30 protein-coding genes are annotated in these 20833 nt (G+C 52.7%); 2 read left to right on the plus strand and 28 right to left on the minus strand.

The genetic code is table 11. The annotated features are described in order from the left end of the window. Positions 1–175: 175 nt before the first annotated feature. Together MKX42_RS30600 and MKX42_RS30605 are read left to right on the plus strand one after the other, a co-directional pair. Entirely contained in the window at positions 176–418 is a 243-nt protein-coding gene (locus MKX42_RS30600) for a DUF7667 family protein (protein WP_340757082.1), read from the plus strand. Continuing rightward, complete coding sequence (locus MKX42_RS30605; RefSeq protein ID WP_340757084.1) at positions 415–642, plus strand: hypothetical protein; 228 nt, start codon at positions 415–417, stop codon at positions 640–642. Before MKX42_RS30600 ends, MKX42_RS30605 begins: the two co-directional genes overlap by 4 nt. A gap of 28 nt (positions 643–670) precedes the next feature. Here MKX42_RS30605 and MKX42_RS30610 read toward each other — a convergent pair whose 3' ends face one another. From MKX42_RS30610 to MKX42_RS30745, 28 genes are all read right to left on the minus strand, one after another. Beyond that, positions 671–1075 (minus strand): hypothetical protein, encoded by a 405-nt coding sequence (locus MKX42_RS30610; RefSeq protein ID WP_340757086.1) that lies wholly within the window; start codon positions 1073–1075, stop codon positions 671–673. A gap of 91 nt (positions 1076–1166) precedes the next feature. Then, positions 1167–1799, minus strand: a complete 633-nt coding sequence (locus tag MKX42_RS30615) for a hypothetical protein (RefSeq protein ID WP_340757088.1) — start codon at positions 1797–1799, stop codon at positions 1167–1169. Positions 1800–1940: 141 nt separating this feature from the next. Continuing rightward, the gene (locus MKX42_RS30620) at positions 1941–2219 is read right to left on the minus strand and encodes a holin (RefSeq protein ID WP_340757090.1); all 279 of its coding nucleotides are present in this window, start codon (positions 2217–2219) and stop codon (positions 1941–1943) included. A 1-nt stretch (position 2220) separates the two neighbouring features. Continuing rightward, positions 2221–2904 carry an N-acetylmuramoyl-L-alanine amidase gene (locus tag MKX42_RS30625; RefSeq protein WP_340757092.1) on the minus strand — a complete coding sequence of 228 codons (684 nt, stop codon included), beginning with the start codon at positions 2902–2904 and terminating at the stop codon, positions 2221–2223. Further along, positions 2904–3308, minus strand: a complete 405-nt coding sequence (locus tag MKX42_RS30630; RefSeq protein WP_340757093.1) for a hypothetical protein — start codon at positions 3306–3308, stop codon at positions 2904–2906. Before MKX42_RS30630 ends, MKX42_RS30625 begins: the two co-directional genes overlap by 1 nt. 75 nt (positions 3309–3383) lie before the next feature. Continuing rightward, entirely contained in the window at positions 3384–3515 is a 132-nt protein-coding gene (locus MKX42_RS30635; RefSeq protein WP_340757094.1) for an XkdX family protein, read from the minus strand. Then, positions 3515–4000, minus strand: a complete 486-nt coding sequence (locus MKX42_RS30640; protein WP_340757097.1) for an XkdW family protein — start codon at positions 3998–4000, stop codon at positions 3515–3517. The genes MKX42_RS30635 and MKX42_RS30640 overlap by 1 nt, the downstream gene beginning before the upstream one ends. A gap of 12 nt (positions 4001–4012) precedes the next feature. Continuing rightward, positions 4013–5260 (minus strand): hyaluronate lyase N-terminal domain-containing protein, encoded by a 1248-nt coding sequence (locus tag MKX42_RS30645; protein WP_340757098.1) that lies wholly within the window; start codon positions 5258–5260, stop codon positions 4013–4015. Between the two features lie 15 nt (positions 5261–5275). Further along, complete coding sequence (locus MKX42_RS30650; RefSeq protein ID WP_340757101.1) at positions 5276–6139, minus strand: hyaluronate lyase N-terminal domain-containing protein; 864 nt, start codon at positions 6137–6139, stop codon at positions 5276–5278. A gap of 14 nt (positions 6140–6153) precedes the next feature. Then, a complete protein-coding gene (locus tag MKX42_RS30655; RefSeq protein ID WP_340757102.1) occupies positions 6154–6978 on the minus strand; it encodes a hypothetical protein in 825 nt (274 codons plus the stop codon). Further along, positions 6929–7168, minus strand: coding sequence for a hypothetical protein (locus tag MKX42_RS30660; protein WP_340757104.1), 240 nt, complete (start codon positions 7166–7168; stop codon positions 6929–6931). The genes MKX42_RS30655 and MKX42_RS30660 overlap by 50 nt, the downstream gene beginning before the upstream one ends. 69 nt (positions 7169–7237) lie before the next feature. Continuing rightward, entirely contained in the window at positions 7238–7759 is a 522-nt protein-coding gene (locus MKX42_RS30665) for a hypothetical protein (RefSeq protein WP_340757106.1), read from the minus strand. Positions 7760–7823: 64 nt separating this feature from the next. Then, complete coding sequence (locus MKX42_RS30670) at positions 7824–10007, minus strand: hypothetical protein (protein WP_340757107.1); 2184 nt, start codon at positions 10005–10007, stop codon at positions 7824–7826. A 3-nt stretch (positions 10008–10010) separates the two neighbouring features. Beyond that, positions 10011–10370 carry a DUF6711 family protein gene (locus MKX42_RS30675; protein WP_340757109.1) on the minus strand — a complete coding sequence of 120 codons (360 nt, stop codon included), beginning with the start codon at positions 10368–10370 and terminating at the stop codon, positions 10011–10013. A 13-nt stretch (positions 10371–10383) separates the two neighbouring features. After that, positions 10384–13395, minus strand: a complete 3012-nt coding sequence (locus MKX42_RS30680; protein ID WP_340757110.1) for a phage tail protein — start codon at positions 13393–13395, stop codon at positions 10384–10386. Further along, complete coding sequence (locus tag MKX42_RS30685) at positions 13396–13785, minus strand: Gp15 family bacteriophage protein (protein ID WP_340757898.1); 390 nt, start codon at positions 13783–13785, stop codon at positions 13396–13398. Then, positions 13745–14050 (minus strand): hypothetical protein, encoded by a 306-nt coding sequence (locus MKX42_RS30690; RefSeq protein WP_340757112.1) that lies wholly within the window; start codon positions 14048–14050, stop codon positions 13745–13747. Before MKX42_RS30690 ends, MKX42_RS30685 begins: the two co-directional genes overlap by 41 nt. Next, positions 14050–14508, minus strand: a complete 459-nt coding sequence (locus MKX42_RS30695; protein WP_340757114.1) for a phage tail tube protein — start codon at positions 14506–14508, stop codon at positions 14050–14052. The genes MKX42_RS30690 and MKX42_RS30695 overlap by 1 nt, the downstream gene beginning before the upstream one ends. A 9-nt stretch (positions 14509–14517) precedes the next feature. Next, positions 14518–14907 carry a minor capsid protein gene (locus MKX42_RS30700; RefSeq protein WP_340757116.1) on the minus strand — a complete coding sequence of 130 codons (390 nt, stop codon included), beginning with the start codon at positions 14905–14907 and terminating at the stop codon, positions 14518–14520. Then, positions 14904–15296, minus strand: a complete 393-nt coding sequence (locus MKX42_RS30705; RefSeq protein ID WP_340757118.1) for a hypothetical protein — start codon at positions 15294–15296, stop codon at positions 14904–14906. The genes MKX42_RS30700 and MKX42_RS30705 overlap by 4 nt, the downstream gene beginning before the upstream one ends. Beyond that, the gene (locus tag MKX42_RS30710; protein WP_340757120.1) at positions 15297–15623 is read right to left on the minus strand and encodes a hypothetical protein; all 327 of its coding nucleotides are present in this window, start codon (positions 15621–15623) and stop codon (positions 15297–15299) included. Beyond that, a complete protein-coding gene (locus tag MKX42_RS30715) occupies positions 15623–15988 on the minus strand; it encodes a hypothetical protein (RefSeq protein WP_340757122.1) in 366 nt (121 codons plus the stop codon). Before MKX42_RS30715 ends, MKX42_RS30710 begins: the two co-directional genes overlap by 1 nt. A gap of 8 nt (positions 15989–15996) precedes the next feature. Beyond that, positions 15997–16254 carry a hypothetical protein gene (locus MKX42_RS30720; RefSeq protein ID WP_340757124.1) on the minus strand — a complete coding sequence of 86 codons (258 nt, stop codon included), beginning with the start codon at positions 16252–16254 and terminating at the stop codon, positions 15997–15999. A gap of 19 nt (positions 16255–16273) precedes the next feature. After that, positions 16274–17155, minus strand: coding sequence for a capsid protein (locus MKX42_RS30725; RefSeq protein WP_340757125.1), 882 nt, complete (start codon positions 17153–17155; stop codon positions 16274–16276). A 27-nt stretch (positions 17156–17182) separates the two neighbouring features. Next, complete coding sequence (locus MKX42_RS30730; RefSeq protein ID WP_340757127.1) at positions 17183–17767, minus strand: phage scaffolding protein; 585 nt, start codon at positions 17765–17767, stop codon at positions 17183–17185. Between the two features lie 110 nt (positions 17768–17877). Next, entirely contained in the window at positions 17878–18177 is a 300-nt protein-coding gene (locus MKX42_RS30735; RefSeq protein WP_340757129.1) for a hypothetical protein, read from the minus strand. 52 nt (positions 18178–18229) lie between these two features. After that, entirely contained in the window at positions 18230–19345 is a 1116-nt protein-coding gene (locus MKX42_RS30740) for a phage minor capsid protein (RefSeq protein ID WP_340757132.1), read from the minus strand. Beyond that, positions 19338–20831: a capsid protein gene (locus tag MKX42_RS30745; protein WP_340757134.1), complete on the minus strand. Its 1494-nt coding sequence runs from the start codon at positions 20829–20831 to the stop codon at positions 19338–19340. Before MKX42_RS30745 ends, MKX42_RS30740 begins: the two co-directional genes overlap by 8 nt. Positions 20832–20833 lie beyond the last annotated feature (2 nt).

Genomic DNA, 20833 nt, shown 5'->3' on the forward strand with positions numbered 1-20833 from the left:
TAGGGGATAGGCCCCCTGCTCTCCACCCAATCATATCAAATTGGCAATTAAATAGCCAATCCCATAAGCGAGAAACGGGAGGGATTATCATGTTGAATGTAATCACATGGATCATTATCGGGGCCGCGCTGGTCGTATCTGTGGTCGCACTGATCAAGGCACAGGGGCGGCGCTAATGCTGCCCGCTCACGCAAGACTGGCGGAGCTGTACCACCTGCATAAAGCTGGTAAGCTCTCAGACGCTGAGGGGCCGGAGCTGCTGCAATGCCTGGCTATCAACGCCCGGTACTGCTGGGATGCGCTTAAGCTACGGCAGCTCTCCAATCAAGCCACGGCTACCCAGGATGCTGTATGGCTCACTGAGCTGCACATCCGCGAAGAGGCCCTACGCCTGACCGGGAGGGCACCGCTACTATGAAGCTGGAAGAGTTGCAGCCTGGGCTGACGGTGCAAATTACTGAAGGATACCATAAGGGCAAGACCGGCAAAGTGATTGCCGTGGGGACGTTTGAAGGCGGGCCCAAGCAGATTGGGGCCCTGGTGGATATTGCAGATCCAGTGTTGGTAATCGCCATGCCAGATGCGCTGGAGAAGTTGCCCGAGGAACCGGTGCCGCCAGGATGGGAAGAATTTGAGATATAAGCGTAACCCCTGCTGGCCAGTGTGGCTGTCAGGGGTTATCTAATTGACCTCGCAATGCTTCGGCCAGCTCAGTGGTGTACCGAGTCAGCCGCAGGCTAATCTCTGTGCGCATGACATCACGGGTCAGTCCGAATCTTTCTTGGTAGCCACGGCAAAAGATCATATTGTGTGTAATAAAATCGTCTTGCATGTCCTCCACGACCTTTATATCCCGCCGCTTCAGCTCCTGGCGAAGATGGTAAGCTTCCTGAATGACACGCTTTTGAATATACCGCCCCGCTGTAAGGTAGGCCCGACTAAGCACATTATGGTGCAATTCCATCTCCTTCAGACTCTTGGCCACCATGGTGTCTATGTAGGGGAGCAGGATAAGATCACGTACCATCTCCCTCTCCTCCACCGTAATCATTTTACTTCCACTGTTCACGCCCATGTTATCGCCCCCATGGATACAGTATATGCGAACTTATGTTCTTTTATCCACAAGAAAAAAGCCCCTGCTTTGGCAGAGGTTAAACCAAATGTCAATTTATTTTTCCTCTTATTTCCAGTCTCTTCACTCCATCTTCAGAAATATAATATTTTGGATTATCGTTTTCCATACGACGAATCAACTGGCCTCTTTTCGTTAAACTTTGTACAACAGTACTTATTAAACTTGGTTCAACATTCATTTCTTTTCCAATTTGGTAATAATTCCGTCCAGGAAAGGCTTTTACGAATTCTAAGACTTCTATAGCAGATACTTGCCCTCTTGGCCTAATCTCTCCTTGAGTCACATAATCATTTAATGTATATTTTAACTCTTTCAGACTAGAAATAACTTCTTCTTTCACACTACTCTCAATGGAAGATTCATTTACTTTGTCAATTGCTTCTTCAACAATATGCTCTGTCTCTGCCTTCGCTATGCTTTTCATAAAGTTGTCTTCATTTGTATAATCACTAGGAGCATATAAATTTTCCGGTTTAAACCACAAAACAATAAAAAACAACAACACTAAGAGTATTGGAAAACCTATTAGAAACCAAAGAAATGTTTCTTGAAGCTTTTCAGAGAGTGAATTTATTGCAACGGTAGCAGCCACCTCTGCCAACCCAGCAAATATTGCGATAATGGTTAGCGGATTACTAACTTTCTTTATCTTATCAACCACACTTGGCCCCTCCAGACAAATAAAAATAGCCCAGTCAATCAAAAACTGACAGGGCTATTTGCCGATACTTTCGGACTGCACGCTCGGTGCTTCCGATCCGTGTAATCGGATAATATCACAAATGGGACAATCTGTAAATGACTATTCCTTCGTAGTTCCTTCACGCTTGCTGAACGCCAGCTCGAATAGTCCGGTAGCGGACAACCCAGCCAGTGCCCCGGACCAGAGCCGTAGGACCAGCTCCAGATCCGTAAAAGGATAAGCGGCCCAGCCGATCAGCAGGCCCACAATCAGACCCACAGCGGGCAGAGCATTGCGGCGCACATTAACGGTCCGTTTGATTCCTTCAACCGCCGCCAGCACAAAAACGGCAATCACGGTAGCGAAGGCAAGAACCGTATTCAGAGCTTCATTCTGCATCTTACTTACCTCCCTTCGTGTTGATGGTCGCCGTCTTGGACACATTGTTCCACTCAACACTGGCCCCCAGCGCCTTGCCTACCTCGGCCAGAGGCACGTACACCCTACCATCAATCAGAACACTGTCCGCGCCCAAACGGTTACCATTGACTACGGTTGATGCCTTGTCTACCTTCATGTCCTTGTCCCCCTCGGATAATTTGAGCTGCACCAGCGCCTTGAACTGCGCCCAGCCTGTCCATTTGCCCCCATCGTACATCAGGCGCGGGCATATCTTGCCGGACCAGTCATAATGCCGCCGGAGCCGATCCACGCCCCAACCGCGCTCCTGGAGCATCCCCGCTACCAGTTTCACTGCATTATCCAGCGTCTGCGCATAGTTGCCGCTCTCACAGATCTCGATACCGATACTTGTCCGGTTGCCGGACTTGCTGCCGCTGCCATCCCCAGAGTGCCAAGCGGACTCGGTAAACGGCAGGCACTCTACCGCCTCCCGCTCATCCACAACAATGTGAAACGATGCTTGCCGGGTATTTGACGGGTTGGTGAGCCAGGAGCGCTCCCCTGCTGCGCTGCTAGACGGGTTGCCGGTGTTGTGTATGGTCAACGTAGTCGCGGCCATGGCGTAACCTGGGCGGCGCTTGCAGGGCGTATTGCGCGGTATGTGATCCTTGCGATATTGCATCAAAATCCCCCCTTGAATAGTGCGGCTACGATAACACCGATGGTCGCCGCGATAACGTATTTAGTGAAGTCCATCCATGATTTATTGGCCGCCTTGCTGTCGGATTGTGATTGCTGCAGCAGCTCAAACATGCGGGCGTCCAGGGTGTCCCAGCGCCTCATGATCTCGTTAAACTGAACTTCCATCTTCGTGGCTGAGTCTTTGATGTGCTTCACGTCGTCTTCCTGCCGCAACTGCCGTTCCTTAAGCAAGCGAAGCTCCACACTAAACGTGGCGTGTTCTGCCCCGAAGCGCATCAGCTCATCTGACATTCCGCTGAGCCGGTTCTCTACATCTTCCATACGATTCTCCAATGTCGCTACACCTCCAGCCCCTCCTTGTTGATCTCCCCCTGCTGCCGTCATTGAAAGACTCCCCCTCTGTCTATGTGGTCAGAAAAATAGCCCCCGGGGATCCGAGGGCAAAATAAAAACGCCTGACTATTCGGCGTCTGCTGTGATTTCCGTAGCCTGTTCGGCTGTAATCTTCTTGGCTGTGACAAATACCTGCACCTGAACCGCTGAGTAAAGCCCCGCAGCGTAGTAGCGCTTAACCAATGCGTACCAGTCCATTATAGTACACCCCCCATCACCAGGCTGAGGAGTAAGGATGCTTGATCCTGTTCGGCCTGCTCTTGCCTTGCCTGCGTCTGGGCCAGCTCCAGGAGTATACCAGCATTGTCCATTTGCAGCTGCTCGACATCCGTCAGCTCCGGCGGCTTGTTCGCCTCGGCCTCCTGGTACGCTTCCCAGGCTGCTTGTAGTTCAGCTTCCGTAGGCTGCGAAGAATCCAGGTTCCAGACGGCGATATGCGGCCCGCGCTCTATCAGGTCGTAATCCTCGCCCTCGGTCAGTAGGTTATAGTCGATGCCGTAACGGTAGTGTACGCCTTCCTGCGGCTCTTCGTTGTCTTCCGGCGGCTTGATTTCGTACCGGACACGGCCCTTCTCTTCGGCACCGGGTCGCAGCTCCGGCTCCGGGCCGTTGTCTTGAACAACAAAATCCCGCATCGGGTCAGCGCCCGGATGCAGGTACATGATTGCTAGTGCTATATTCATTCTGATTCCCCCTTATGAAATTCTAGAAACTGCAAAAGCACCTTCCCACCCAGTGGATAAAGTGTTCGCCGTTGATGATCTAACATATATCTCCAGATAATCTCCCGCAGACAATTCTACACATGCCGATCCCTTTAATTCGTAGGAAAACCCCGAAGTAACATAACAATAATCCAATCTTTGGTAAAACGACCCATTCGCGTACAAAACCATTTCCGCCGCTGTGCCACCGTTATTAAGTAAAGCAGTTGCATTTATTTGATAAACGCCAGATTGTTTCGCAACGAAACGACTCAATCCTGTATCATACTCATTAAGGTGATCATTATTCTCGCTAGGATATTGCGCTTTAGTCCAAGTATTAGCCGCCAAATTTTGGACGCTGACCCCCGATGTCGCCCGACTAAACGATCTACTAGCTGTTGTATTATCTCCCCATGGGTTAATAACACCATTTCCAAAGGTAGTAACAATCCCCCCCTCGGTGGCATATGTGAAGGTTATCCCGCTTATGGTCGGATTACCCGAAACATGAATCTTACCGCCAAATGCTGCATAATGAGCAGTATCATTTCCTTGTCCAGTACAGTCCTGTAACAAAATTTCAGCATTAACGTGCGCGCGTATAGCACTGGCCTTGTTACTGATGTTGCAACTATAGAGAAACGTTTTTCCGTTCTCAACAAAGACGCCCATTTGCCTTGGAGATGTATCTGTAACGGTTGAGCAAAATTGAAAAAACGTCTCCATTGAGTTAGTAACGACAATCGGGGCGTCCGTTCCTGCGTAAGATGTTCTAAATCCACCGAACGCAATTCGGCATGAATTTCGCTGAGAATATAGTCTCCCAGTTACCACGTATGAAGACGATTGAGTCAAGTTGCTTCCACCACTTATATTCACTACTCCCGCTCCCGAAAGACCACTAATACCGATCCCTTCATTGTACGTTCCCGGCCCGATGAAGATATTGACAGCGTGATTAACAACCTGCGGAATCATACCGATGGCCCTGCCAATCGTCTTAAACGCCCCGCCTGCCGTATTCGCCAGCCCCGTATTGGTGTCATTGCCGTCTGTACGGACATAGTAGGTAATGTCAGCAGATGTGGCCGTGACTACTGGCGTATTAGCTCCAGTACCGTTACCTATGACCAGCTCGCGGGTATCCAAAGCGTAGACCGGCTCACCTGCCGCAAATGGTCCTGCTGCTGTGATTTGCGCCTTGGTGCCGCGCCGTACTTGTATCTTATTTGCCATGTCGCACCTCCCTGATTAAAATGTGCCGCCGTCAATGACGGCTGTCTGTGCTGTGATCGCCTGCGCCACCCGCTGCGGAGTCATGTACTTCACTGCACTGGTCCCGGCCTCGGCTTCAGCCTGCGTAGCCAGCCCGAAGTTCTCCACGCTTCCCAGCCCAACATCACCTTTAGCAAGGGTAACGGCTCCGGTCCGCCCGGCAACGCTTGTAACCGCTGCGGCCGGCACCAAAAACTCTAGCCAGTTGGCAAGAGTGGAGGCAGGTTCTGCTTGAAGGATGTAGTTTTTGGCCACATCGGACCGAATCGCCACATCCCCGATCTGAGCATCCAAGGCAAGCATTGCCGCCTGGGATGTAACGGGGAACGGCTGTGTGATGGCCAGCGCAGGCAGGACTCCTGTATCCAGCTTTCCGCCAGATCCTAATATAGGCACGTTGCCTGCTGCGGTACCGGTATTTTTACTGGCCGCTGTCCCGGCATCCGTGATCTTGGATAAGGTCAGGTTAGGGATATCCGCTGCTGTCTGCTGTGCTGCACTGAGCACCCGGCCCTTAGCATCAATGGTCAACTTGGTATATGTCCCTGCCGCAACGCCGGTATTAGCCAGCACCACGGTGATAGGGGCATTGGCGGAGCCGTCAAAGGAGACAGAGCCGGTAGCATCCCCTGTGAGTGAGATTGTACGGGCCGTAGCCAGTTTGGCCGCCGTATCTGCTGCTGCCGCAGCTGGGTTGAGCAACACGACATTACCTTCGCCATCCCCGCTATAGAGCTTGCCGGTATCCAGCGCTATTGCAAGCTCCCCCGCATCAAGGACTAGCTGCGGAACCTTAGAAGATAGTCCCCGCTTTATCTGTATCTTTTTAATATCTGCCATGAATGAACCCCCTTTTAATATGTGCCGCCGTCAATGCCTGGCCCAGACGTTGTACCGTCAAAGGTCCCGCCATCAATCGGCATGTATCCCAAAAAATCCTCTAATGCCGTCACTTTCGTCTTAACATTTGTCAGATCCACTTTATCCGCAGCAGCCATCAACCCCGCCGCTGAAGATGTAGCAAGCGCAATCGGATCACTGCCGCCGGGCAAGTGGGACGAGGCGTGTGCCCCTGGAGTGGCCGTGCCGGTTGCTGTCCAAGTCACCTTTTTAGTGGCGGTATTGACTGAGATTGTGATCCCTGTCCCGCCCTCGAACGTGACAGTGTCTGACTTCGCTGAGGCTATAAGGGTGTTAATAACGGCAAAGGCGTTTTGGTTGACTTCTGCCTTTGCCTCGATTTCAGACAGCTTCGTCTTTTCCGCTGCCGTGGTATGCAGGTTACCATTATCGACATGTGTCCTTGTAGCCTCCAGGGTTATGGCCGGAGCCGTAAGGGCGCTGGACTTTCCTGTGATCCCCTTAATCAACGTGAACAGACTGGAGAACAACGCAGTGATGGTCCCGGTCAGGCTGGGCGTCACATTGTCGGTTGCCGTCCGGTTGCCTATTACGCTGTCTGTGGCGCTGTTGGCTGTCCCGGCTGCGGTTGCTATACCGGACAGCTTCGTCTTTTCCGCTGCTGTGGTATGCAGGTTTCCGTTACCGATATGGCCGTCCATTGTGGCCTTGTTCGTATCAGACTCGGCAGCCACATTGTTAAATGCAACATTGATATTTTCAAAGTCCTCACTTATCTTTCGATTGCCCGTCACTCCGCCGTATCGGCTGATTGGCATCAGGTTCAGCTCCTTTCCGTGCTTTGGCCAGCTCCGCCCTGCGGTCTTCAATGGCTTTGCCTATGCCGAGAAGGATTGCCTCTTCCTGCTCCGGCTGGTAGGCAATGACCGCCATCATAACGGCGCAGATCTCCGGCACCGGCTGGAGCGGGTCAAGCACGATACTTAATTCCGGCTTCATTATCGCCAAGGGAATAACCTCCTTCTCTCCAACACAAAAAGCCCCGCCAGTTTGGCGAGACTCTGAATGTGGAATCTATTATTTTTGTAGAGCGGCTATCTGGGCGTTCAGATCACTAATTTCATTTTTGGATTTATCAATTATCTGCTGCTCCCCTGCAATTTTAGATTCAAGTTGGTCTAACTTTTCTCTATGGGCAATCGCATCATATCCAGGAGCATTTTTTATCATGTTAATCATCGATTCATACCCATTTATTCCGCCTGTCGCTCTATCAATTTCAGCTTGCAGAACAGTAATTTTGTTATTTAAAGTACTTATTTTTACAGAATCCGGCAAAAGATTATCTGCATCTGAGCTGACTGACATAATTATCTTTTTCCCCTCCACACTCAGCGTAGCCCCCGTAGCCGCAGATACAGCGCGTATAGGTGCATAAGCTGAACCGTTTATAATAACCGCATCAGCAACCTTTGCCCCGCCTTTTTCGATGCTGTAAAGTCCCTCGACCTTTTGTCCAATAAGGCCGGAAGCGGCGAAGACAGAAACTCCTCCGAACAATAATGCACCTGCGACAAATCCAGATATAAACTTTTTCAAGGTAACAGCCCCTTTGGAATATGTTACCTCTATTATCGTCATAAAGCGGAAAAAGTTTCAATCTTTACTTAGGAATGTTAACCTGTGCAAGAAGAGCGCCTCCCGAACTCCAAAGCTTAAGGTTACGGGAAGTGGTATCGAATGTCATATTAACAGCCTTGGAATCCAGAATACTTTGCAAGCCGGAAACGCTTGAAATCTGTAGTCCATAAACGTTTATAGCTCCTGAGAAATCCACGTTCCCCCCGAAAAACACTCTATCATAAAATGATAAAATTTGAAGGGGACCATCAGCATAAACAAAGGAAAATCCATCGTTAGCATACATTCCAGCTACCTCAACGCCACTCGAATTCCAGAATCCCACCCCACCGTACTTACCTAGACCATCATTGGCGATAGAAACCCGCCTCGTCCCAGTACTGTCAAATGATCGTAAACCAGTAGGTGTAACTTCGATTCGTTCGCCGTTTTGCGCTGTACGAATGAGCGCCCCTGTGATGGTCCCGCCACTTATCGAAGACGCTGTAATTTCCCCGCTGAAAGAGCCGCTTGCGGCTTGTAATGCTCCAGTGAATGTTCCTCCGGCAGCAGACAGGTTACCGCGAAACGTCCCGCCTGCTGCATCCAGATTTCCAGTGAAGGACCCGCTGGCAGCCTGCAAAGCCCCTCGGAACGTCCCGCCAGCTGCGCTCAGGTCACCGGAGAATGTACCTCCTGCTGCGGATAAGTTACCCGTAAAGGTGCCCCCTGCTGCCTGCAAGTCCCCAGCAAATGTACCGGACGCAGCCTGAAGCGCCCCGCGAAACGTACCACCCGCTGCGGAGAGGTCGCCCGCAAAGGTCCCCGTAGCCGCCGACAGTGAACCGCTGAACACACCGTCTGTAGCCTCCAGCGTCCCGTTAAACTTATACCGGCCAGACACTGGGTCAAAATATATCTTGTCTTGGCCACCAGCTCGGAAGGCAAATTTATCAGAGTTGAGAACCACATCACTACCATGGTCCTCCCGCTCGATGTACAGCCCCGCCTCCCGCGTCACCGTCATGCCGTAATAGTCCCGGCCCTCTTTCAGCGCGGTCTTGTTCAAAGCATTTATCGCAGCGCTGATTGATCCACGCACCGGGAACTCACTTTGCTGCTCCGAAGTAGACGGGGCCTCTATGGTCATTCGGAGGCCGCCGCCAAAACTGAACACCTGGTGCATGATGAGCGTCTGATATTCGACAATTCCATTCCACGGAATGTCTGTGCCCTGCCAGGTGCTTACGGTCTCCATCCATGAGCCGCCTTCCAGCCGCTCGAAGCCGATCACATCCCCGTGGTCAAGCTGAGGGAAGCCCATCCCCTCAATATACACAGGGAGATAGGCGAAGCCGGACAGCGCCGCATGGATGCCGTTAACCATGGCCTGAGTCGCAAAGGGGTTGACCAGGGATAAGGTATGATTCCCGTCCCCGCTCCCCGCTTCATAACTCAGCTCGTCCTCTGTGTTGTATGTGACCACTACCCGGGTGTAGGTCTTGACGGGATTCGTCATTTTGACCCGGGTGTAGCTGCTGGCCGTCATTTCAAACACCGGGGTCGCGCCGGTCAGGAACCGCTTGAACTTGATGATGCCCTCTTTGCCTGCGAACACACTGGCGCTGTTGGCTGAGGCAATATGCCCCATCATCTGCCGGTAAGTGTAACCCGCTGGCCCTACCTGGATCATATGCGCCGGGTTAATGACCACACTGCTGTCAGAGGTCCACCCAAGCCGCCCCATCATTTCATTCCACACAGCCTGCATACTGGCCGGGAATGTCAGACTGGATACATACAACTGATCCGCTTGCCGCAGCTTGTCGTAACACACGAACGTCCACACGCCGTTGACCTTTTCGCGGGTGTCCACGTAAAACTCACCCAGGGGCATCCAGTCCGTGCTGGTGCCGGTCCAAGACACATTCGTGTCCAACCATGGGTAAGTCGCCTGCAGCCAGGTCAGCGCCGCTACAGACAGGGAGAGCGCCGGAGCAATCCGGGCATTCGCCGGAATCACATCATTTGTCCGCAGCTTAATGGTCAACTTAGACGGGATCACATTACCAATCTCAAAGCCCTCTGATAGGCTCAGGCTGTTCTCGATCTGGAAATCTACGATTGTTGACATATCATAGACTTCACTGCCCACCGTAGCCTGAGCAATGAACTGCCGGTCCAGCCGCTTAAGGTAATCCGCATATAGCGGTGACAATGGATACATGGCCTAATACTCCGTCAGGGTGAGCTTCAGGCCGGACCACAAGATTTCTGCCCCCTTGGATAGCGCCACGGCCGCCGTCCGGTTGCCCACGTAAAAGAGCTTTGTCACATATATGCCCTCCTGGGGATCTGGATACGTGACGGTAAACGATGCATCCGCCATAGACTTTAGTAGCGCCGATATCTCCGGCCAGCGCAGAACTCCCCAGGACATGTCTAACTGCCGCTTCACGGCGACTCTATCCCGGTGCAGCAGAGCATCCGCCGTCCGAATGGAGGAATCCGCATCGTCAATGTCCATGATGCCCGGGCTAAATTTATCCGGGTAGGCTGCAATCTCCGTTCCGTTGATCTTAATTTCCATGGTATCCTCCCTTCTACATGTTCAGCAGCGTCTGTCCTGCCTGCTGCTGCACGGTGTTGATCGACTTAATAGCCGCCCGGCCTAGCTCCGTCTCATTCAGCTTTATGACGGCCGTCTGATTGGTATTTTGCAGGGCGGCAAGGATCTGCAGCAGCACGGTCACCATCTGCTGATTGCTGCTATCCAGCATCCCTTGCAGTGTGGACAAGGGGCTGACAACCTCTGGATCTGCTGCAGCTCCCTTGTTATCCCCGACCATGGCCAGCGTAGGCCCGTAGGCCAAGCCACCTTTTGCCAGGCGCGGGATAGAAGGGATGTGAGGCAGCCCAATACTGCCGCCGCCAATTTTTTTCCCGAAGACATCAATCTCTGGAATATTGACGCTGATGCTATTTAAGCCTTCAATAATCTTGTTTACTGCATCAATAATCAGATTTAGGGGCAGCTTGACGATACCGTACAAAGAGTCAAACACTCCCTTGAATATCATCTTGACGCCATCCCAGGCCTTGGTCCAATTTCCCGTAAACACGCCCGTAACAAAGGTGATTATTCCGTTTAAGATCGTCATAACGCCCTTTAGGACCGTGCCCATAGATTCAATCACCCGGGTCACTACATCCAGGATGATCTTAAAGCCGGTGACAAACGCCGGGGCCAGTACATCAATAATTTTATTGATTAACGGCGATATGAATTTATTGAAGATAGTCGTCCCTAGCTCGATCAGGTTTAGCACAAACTCTGCCATCTGGACGGCTATGCCCTTGAAGGTGCCTTCCCACAACTCCTTGAGCTTATCGAGGAACGGGATGATAATCGGCTTCAGCACATCATCCCAGAGCCGCTGTATTATCTTCTTGATGTTGTCCAGAACCCCGCTGAGGCCGTCCAGTATGCCCTTGCCGTGCTTATCCCAGGCATCCTTGATAATCTTCAACGTATCCAGCACAATCTGCTTCACAAGATCAAATACCGGCTTAAATACAGTTTTGTAGATATCATTGATCAGGCCCACAGCCCACTTGAAGGCGCTGGCCACTTCCTTGATTGCCCATACCACCGTGTCACTAAGGATAGGGACCAGCGTATCCAGCAGCGCCGCACTGATCGGGATGATAAAGTCATTCAGGACGTAATCCACAAACGGCTTAATACTTTCATCCAGCAGGCTCTGCCACGCTCCCCCGATCTCGGGTATAACATCCAGGAACGCATCCCGGATATCCGTCAATGCCGGAAGGAACGTCCCGCTCCAGAGATCTACAATCTCCGCTACGGCGTTTTGTGAAGTCTTAGCAAACTCCAGGACTGCCCAGGCTAGTGTACCGCTAAACAGAGGCACCAGCGTCTCTGTGAGAGAGGATGAGATAGGAATTGCGAAGCCGTTAAGCATGAAATCCACGAACGGATTAATTGCCCCAGTCAGTAGCCCATCCAGCGCCCCTGCAATGACCGGCATAGCAATCAAGAAGGCGTTCTTCACCTTATCCAGGTTAGGCAACCATACCGTGGTCCAGAGCCGCGCCGCTTCATCTGTTGAATATCGGAACGTCTTATCAAACTCAGCAAACGCCCAGGTTATCTGCTTGGCAATCACCGGCGCGAATGACTTCGTGAAGCCGGTCACCAGCTGCGGGATGAAGTTGCCTAGCGTGTACTTGGCCAGAGGCACCAGCACCTTGTCCTTCAGGTCCTGGAAGGTTGCCCCGATGTTCTTCACCGATTTACTGATCGGCACCAACATATCCACGAACGGCTGAAGCGCAGGCCGCATCCCTGCCCAACCAGCAGCGATATAGGACCAAGCTCCTTTAAAACTGGACTTGATTCCGTCGATTAAATCCGCTACCCGCTGCTTGATCGGGTCCACATTGATTTCTGGAGTACCCAGGTCAAGGTCCCCGAACCCCGCGCCAAGGCCCGCACCCAAACCCGCAGCAGCTCCACCAGCTCCTGCCGCTGCATCGTCCAGGGAGTCCGCCGTGGACTTGGCCAGCGTGTTGAGCTGGTCAAACCCGGCCAGGCTCCCCTTAACGTCCTTGCCTGCCTTCTTCGCCTTCTTGCCTGTCTTGTCGGCTGCTGTGCCCATATCTCCCAAAGAGCCACCAGCACCCGCAGCAGCGTCACCAACATCGGTGATAGCCCCTGTGGCTGCCGCTGTGCCGCCTCCTACAGCATTACCAAAGATCAGTTCCGTGAAGGCTTTAAAATACGCCGCAGCCACCTGTAGCTTGGCTATGAGCCAGTTAAGCCCCCGCAGCACCGGCGTCAGCACATTGATAAAGCCCGCGCCCATGGTGCCCTGGAAGATTCTCCATTGCTCACCCATGATTTTGACCTGGTTGGCCCAGGAATTGCTTGTACGGGCAAAGTCGCCCTGTGCATCCTTAGTAACGGACATTAGGTAGTTATACCGCAGCAGCGACTGACTGGCTTGGTCCATTTTCTGATAGGATGTGGTAACCCCTTGAGATAGCGCGTAGGCTTCCATATTTGCAACGGACATGTTAATGCCCAGCGCCTTAAGTGGCTCAGTCTCTCCGGTCATACCGGAAAAGACTTTTTGATAAGCTTCATCATTGCCCAGATTGTAAAAGGAGGCCATATCTGCCGAAAGCTCGGTAAGCTGCTTGGACATTTGCTCCATTTGCAGCCCCGCCAGCCCAGAGGACTTAAGCATAGCCCCCATGGTGGATGCGTATTTCTTCCCGGACAGCTCAGACAGCCCGAAATCATTTATCAAGCCCTTGGACCAGTTATTGATATCCTGCGACATAGACTTGAACGTCACATCGACAACGTTCTGGACCTCCTGCAGATCGGATGCCAGGTTAATAGCCTCTTTACCAAATGCCACAAGCCCACCCACAGCAAAGGCCCCAGCGATTACCCCGCCGAGACCCTTAAACGCACCGCCTACTAAACCGTTTGCCATACCCGCAATGCCGTTGAGTTGGCGCTGGAATGGCCTGGAGTTAAGCTCTAGGTCTAAATCAACCCGCCCTGCACTGCTTCCTGCCATTTACGCGCCACCTCCAAACATACGGGCCAGCATATCCTCTATGCCCCGTGTCGATTGTTCCAGCGTCTCAGGATCAGCCAGCTTCCGCGCAGCTTGACTCTGCCGCCATTCGTTGTATATCCGGCGTTGATCCGAGTTGAATCCTCGCCGGACCTTGGGGTCTTTCTCGCTGCGGATCGTGACTATGCTGCCCAGCGGCGTATCCGGCATGAGTCCAGCCACAAGGGTGCAGAACTCCGACCATGGCATGTCACCGTGCTGCCGGATACGTATGCTGTACTGCTTATTCAGGCTGGCTTCAATCAGCGCCCAATCCTCACGTAGGTCATACCATTGTTCCCCGGAGGAATCAGAGCTGAAATCGCTGGGTAGCCTCTTCGTAGGTGATATCCTGCATGACGGCCATCAGGCCAGCCACCAGTACCTTGGTATTAGTAAGCCCGAGCTTCTTTGCACCGATCTCCTCACACGCTTCAGCACCCAGCGCCCCCTCGATAGCAGCAAGCAAGGATTTCACACTGCCAGCTTCTGCAACTTCTTCAAAACGCATAACCGCTTCTACAGATTTTTCAACCTCATAGACTTTACCTTTAATTTTGATCTGACCTTTTTCCTCAACCGCGAATTTATCTGAAATATTGATTACTTTTGACATTATTGTCCTCCTCCGCCCGGTGCCGCTGTAAAGGTCGGCTTACCGTCTGATAATAGTTCAAACTCCAATGCATCAATGTTTGTAGAGTCGCCGCCTGCTGGGGCGGTCAGGTTGATTACACAGTTCATGGACAGCTTGGCCCCGCTCGGCAGTGTCCACTCGAATTTAGTCTCTACATCCTGACCGGTGCCCAGCATCAGGCCCGCAATATAATCATTCCCGGGGTCGCCGTAGTGGCGCTTACCGGTGAAGCTGATTGTCATGCCCTTGCCGGTTACAGCCCGGCGCGTCCAGCCTGCCTGGTCCATCGGGGACCACTCTTCTGTATTACCATCAATGGAGATGCTGAAGTTCTCCAGATCTTTGATCTCGATCATCTGCAAGGCTGTGGAAGCCCGGCCCATGGAACCGACCTTGAATACATTGTTATGCACCGGGAAAACGCCTGTTGTCGCCAAATCAATCCCCTACCTCTCGTAATAAATGGTTGTCTCAATCACATATTCAAATATGTTGTTATCGTCTGTACCCACGCTGACAGGCTCTGCGGTACGCATCTGGAAGCTAATCACCCGCTTGCCTGCAATCACCGCAGGCTGCCCAAATAGCGCAGCATAGACCTCCTGGGCCTTACGCTCCGCTGTGTCAGCATTCTTCGACCAATGCACCAGGATGGATATTGCCTTGACTGCATAGCTGGTGTTATCCAGCCCGCCTATAGCCAGCACCGGAGTACCACTATTCAGATTGTACAGGCCGATACACTCCGGCTTGCTGCCGTCTATCTTGCCGATATACCAATTCGGGGAGCTCACCTGAGTCTTGAGCCAATCACGCACTTCAGACAGCAGCATCATTTGATAAATCCCCCTGCCAGCTTCTTCAGCAAGCGCTTGAAGGTATCCCTGACGCTTTTGGTCTTTTTACCTTCTGCCCAGGCTTCCAGCCACTTTCCCTGCGCATTACGGTTCTTATCTTTGCGGAAGTTGTACTCTGGATGCCAATACAAGCGCCGGGCATATGGCGTGTCATATGATATAGTCACCTTACCGCGTTTCACCTTAGTTGTAATGATATTCGCGCTGATCTCAAGGTGCCCTGTCTGCTTCGGCACGACTTCAGCAGCCATGATATCGCCCAGAATGCTGTCCTTTGCACCCTCTACGGTAAGTTCCAGTGCCTCTGCTGGCGCACCGGACAACCGCCGCATAGCCTTCGGGTCCATAGTCGTCTTGACCTTGACCATTTACATCAGCTCCAGTTCCGTGCTGAACACGCTGCCGTCAGGATTCGGCGGCCGCAAAGCGCTAAAAATGCTCCGTTCGGCCCCATCAATCCGCACCAGGCCCTCTATCAGCTCTCCCGGGAGGATATCCCCCTGAATGATCACCTTGCCTGCCAGCGTCACCAGGCGGCGCTCTTTGTCCAGCTTCTGCTTGGATTTGGCATCATAAGAACAAAGCCCATCGAAGATTAGATCCTCGACAGGCTCCCCGTCTTCGCTGGTATGTGTCCGGTAGACCTGGACCGGCGTCTTCAATATCCAGCGCGGGAATGGTAGTTTCCCCTTCATCAGATCAGCCTCCTACTCGTCAGCCCTGTAGCGGCCAGGAGGCTTGTCACGGCTTCCGTGGTTTGGATGCCTCCCGCTCCCTCCACCGCCTTGAACGACAGTGACACGCTGCCCGCAGAGTAGCCAGCCAGCGGGAAGGTCAAGTAATCGCCATAGGCGTTGAAGAAATCCGCCTGCTGACATACGGCCTTCGCCACCTTGAGCCGCTGGAACGGCGTCAGCCCGGCCACACCGCGCGCAGCAATACGGTTATAGGTTAAGGCGTCAATCTGATCGCTGGCCCGCTCCAGGGCGACAGGTAGCTGCTCAGGCGGTATGCTGCCATCACCGTACTGCTGATACTCCTCTACCGTAGCGTAAGCCATATTGTCACCTACTTGTCCGTTTTGGCCGCTGGCTTCTTGGCTTCGGCCAACTCCGCTTTCAATTTGGCGTTTTCGCCTTCCAAAACGGTCAGTTGAGCCTTCAGCGCCTCATAGTCCTTATACGGTACAGTTTTTGCTGGAGAAGTCTCTACTGTAGTAAGGGCATCCCCGTCTACCTCCGCGATATCGTACCCCAGCTTCAAGTAGTCGAACCGCTCCGCTTCATCAATCTTGACCTGAGCATTCCCTTTCACTGCATACAACATATAATTTACCCCTCTCTATTTAGCTCGCCGGTTCGGCGTTGATTTGGATACCATCAGCTTTCCGGTTAATCAGGAACAGGTCCGTATATCGGCGGTTCTGGTACAGATATCCATCGCCGCCGGTGTGGCTGCCGGGTTCCCACAGGTAAATAGCGGTGTGCTTAATCGGCGCAAGCACACACTGCGGATGAATCAGGATCATATGGATTTGCTTGGCTCCAACGCCCGGTACTGCGCCACTGGTGAAGTCATATACGGTCTTCATGCGGCTGGAAGGCACCTGAATGAGTGTCACATCATCCAACTGCCGCACGGCCCGGTCAATCACTCCGTTATTATTCTGAACCTGAATGACGCGCTTCATTTCTTCCGCCTGCTTGAGCAGTGTGAAAGTTGTTGGTGTGACGTAAAGGATACGACCTTCCAGTGGCACCTCCGCCTCATCCATGTTTTGCATGAGTTTATCAAAGACTTGGAGCGCATTGGCTACAGTGAGTGTCGTGGTGTCCGGCGCCTTGCCCAATGCAACATAATCCGCATAAATCTTGCTGTAACGGTATTTATCCAGCTCAGGGATCGCCTGTTCTGCCTCAAATACCGTGGTTAGGTTGGCCGCAGACACGATCTGGTTCGTTTCATCCACGTCCATCGTGTCCACGTAGAATTCGACATCCCGGTCAAAGGTCAGCACCTTCAGCTCGAAGTCATTGCTGATCCCCTGGCGATTCCACCCGCCATTACGGCTATGGTTCTTATACCCCGCTACATCCAAGCGCGGAACCTTAATTGTCTTCGCATTCAAGAAATTCGCATTTTGCGTGGTCAAGCCGCTGGAAGTCAATTCCTTCGTATACTTCTGCTGAAGAACCGTCAGGAAGCTGTCTACATAGTTATAAGGCATTTGTACATCTCTCCTTGTTAATTAAAATTACTTGCTATCCGCGACACCGAAGATACTTGCAAGCTGCTCATTGGTTGCAGCGCCCGCTCCACCTGCGCTGCCCCCGCCGCCAACACGGAAACCGCCAGTGCCTCCACCCTTCTCCTCGGGCTTAAATAAGTAGGCATCGGATGTTTGCAACCCTTTGAGCTGCTCATCCAAGCCGACCACCTTGCCGTCATCTCCAATCACCAGCTTGTTCTTGTCAATCATGCCGGTGACAACCTTCTCGTTATGAACCTTGCCATTCAGTGCCGCCGTAATGGCGTTTGTCAACGTCATGTCCTTCAAATCGGCTGCGTATTTCTCAGCTGCCGTCTTATTCTCACCCTGAAGCCGTGCAATCTCAGCTTTAAGGCCCTCTGAAGCACCTGCGTCCTTACTGAGCGTTTCAAGCTGCGTATCACGGTCCGCAACGTCCTTCTCCAGCTTCTTTCGGGTATCGGACAGCTCGTTATACTGCGACTTCGGAACAAAATGCTTCGGAAGTTCCTTGTTCACATCACCCATCAGCGCGTCAGCCTTTGTATCATCCACGCCTGCTGCTTTCAAAATCGCTTTCAACCATTCCATCAATATCAACCTCCATAGATTTTTATAGCTGCTCTCCAGCTACGGGAGTGTGCCGCTATGCTCCGGCCCTGAGCAAATAGGCCACGGCAGTCTCAACCGTGGCCTAACGATTACAGAATAGGAAAATACAAACCATCATCAATGAAGGCGCGTATCAAATCCAAGTAAACCTGAGTCTCGCTATTCCCTACGAATGTGAAACCGCTTGGCGTTTCGCTGCCACGCTCTTTGGCCCGGAGATAGCCTCGATGTGTATATCTCTGGCCGTGCCGTTCAAAATCGCCTTTTTCGATATCAAGGCGCTGATCGTAACGGATGAACGCCTGTGCAATCACCTGCACATCGTCCCGAACCTTTTCCTTTAAGGCTCTGTCCAAATAAACTCTTCCTGCATATCGGTAATTTTTCATCTCAGATCCTCCATAATCTCCCATAATATAAGCACCCTCGTAATGAGAGTGCTTAGGTAGGTGGTATTCGTACCTTCTCGCGGCTATAGTCCCGTCTCAGCTGCGGGTTAGCCTTCATGTGGCTTCGTAGGGCATTCTGCCATTGCTTGACCTTAGATTCTGCACGGGCCTTGTTGGCCTCGTCCAGGCTGCCTGCTGCACGGCGCTTATATTTGCGCACCTGACGCTCAAAGTACCGCTGACGCTGCTCCTGCTGGTAATTCAGGCGCGTTGTCGCTTCATCTACCGGCTCAGGCATCCGGCTGATACCCGGGATGAACGTTGTCATGTTGTGGCGGCAGTTCGGATGATACAACCCGGCTGCCATAGCCGTACTCAGCAGCGGATACGGCCCGTCTGATGCCTTGCCACCGCTGTACACATCATCAATGTATACCTTGCCCTGCCAGGGCAGGCAGAGGTCAGAGCAGTTGCTGTGATTAGACACCACGACAAAGGGATTTCCTATCTGCTGCCGCTTGGCTCCTTCTCCAGCGAACACTGCCCGCTGGGAAGAGGTCCGCAGGGACATTTCGGCATAACTGGCCACGTTGACACGGCGGCCGTCACGATAAGTGATGCAATCAAGCCCTTTATCCAAAAAATCCTTAGTGGCCATGTCAATAGCCTGGTCCAGTGAAGCAGCTCCACTGTTCAAGTAGACCTGACTTTTGAAAATGGTCTGCCGGAACACATCATCTGTCTGCCGTAGAATCGCCTGATTGGCCGCCCGCAGCTCCTGCTGAGCAGCAGAAGCCAGCGCATTGATCCGGCGCTCGTTCTGTTTGAAGAAATTACTGTCGTCTATGGCGTCCTGCTTGGTGGGGATCACCTTGTTCCAGATCTTCTTGAACAGCCCGCCCACCTTATCAGCACCGCGCCGGAATGCTCCTTTAACCTCCCGCTCTACGGTTGCGTCAATCTCCGGTATCGCCTTATTGACGATCCGGGAGGCTTCTATGCGGTAAGCCTTCAGGTCCTCTAATTTCCGGCTCTGCCATTGCTCCCACTCGAAGCCTTCCTTCTTCTCCTCATTCTCATGACGGGTCAGGTTCCGCTTCATACTGGCGGTCAAGTCAATCTCCATCTGTGCATAGATGCCTCGCAGGTCATAGGCTTTCTTACTCATCCGGCATCAGCTCATCATCATCTGGAGGCTTATCACGGTTATCAGGCTCGTCAAAAGTCGGCGGGGCCTGCTCTGCCTTCAAGCGGGCAACCTCTTCCGCCTTCTCCTCCTTGGTCCAGGTGTCCCCGTACAGCTCCTCCACGGATCGCTCCAGACTCATGATCTGATATGTGCGGGCCTTACCCACCGTCTCCACTACAGCGTCAAAAGAAGGAGAAGCATACTCCCCAAAGGTTACACTTGCCTCATACTCACCGGCAGAGCGGCCCTGCATGGTGTCATAGACCTTCAGTACCGTCTGTACTAGCTCCGGGATCACCTCGTTCAGCCGCTCCACAATCTTACCGCGCGTGTACAGCGTGGCCTTCTCCTTCTCGCGCTGCGCCTCGGCATTATCCGTCTTTTTGAGGTCAATGCCCAGCGTTGCCGGTGACATGATACCTTGAAGGCACATGTCTATGGCTGAAGCATAGGAAGCCACGAACGCCTCATACAGAATCTGGGGCTGCACCAGGTTAATCTGCCCCTTGGCATCCTCGGCCATGACGCTGCTGATCCGAATGAACTGATTATCAAACGGATTCGGCCGCATCAGTGCCCCGGTTTCAGGATTCTTCGGAATCATGTCCTCTGGAATGTATTTCTGCACCCGCCCGCTGCGGATCGCGTCCATCCACTGGCTGATTACCTCGTCCAGCGCATCAAAGGAATCCGCTTTACTGTCGAACAGGCTCTTGCCGCGCCCTGGCCACTTGGTAGACTTGAAGACCATAAGCGGCACGGCCATAATGAAATCGCCGTCATACTCGATATCCTTCAAATCCGCAATTTCCGGCACAAGGGAGAGCGGCACCTGCTTGCCATAGGCATCCAGCAGCTGATACCGGATATATTTCCGGCCAAATGTCTCTATAAGCCGGTAATCCCGTTTATCCACGCTGTAGTCGCTGTAGAATATGACCTCCTGGAGCCTCCCACGGGTTCGCTTGTACTCCACCTGGTCACCACTGTAGAACTCTATCAGCGGATACTTGCTGACTGCGGGGTCCAGCGTGACCTTGAACGCCCCGTCTCCTGTCGCCAGTGTCTCCGTGATGGCCCCGCCCAGCAGCTCCGGGAAGTCGTTGTCCTCGCTGATCTCCTCCCACACGGCCGTTTCAGCCTCTGCCTTGAGCGTGATGGCGTCCATATCGGCAACTACAATATCAGAGAGCCTGTCCGCCACCATGGCCGGTAGCCCGCTGTGTATCTTCCTAATCCCCAGACCATGACTTGGTACAGCCGCCCAGAAGCGGGAGCGGCCCACACTGTCCGTGATGGACTGCTTATAGAACTGGTCCAGCTCAGACGGATCACCGCGATACCATAGCCGGTTGCGCAGCACGTTAGCCCCGTAACTATACGGCTCCTGAATTGTGATAACCTGGCTTTCCGGTGCCGGTGTGATTTTCATTATCTTCATGACCATATTTCTAAACCACCCCACTC

The sequence above is a fragment of the Paenibacillus sp. FSL R7-0204 genome, assembly GCF_038002225.1.
In the GTDB taxonomy this organism is placed as follows: Bacteria; Bacillota; Bacilli; order Paenibacillales; family Paenibacillaceae; genus Paenibacillus_AQ.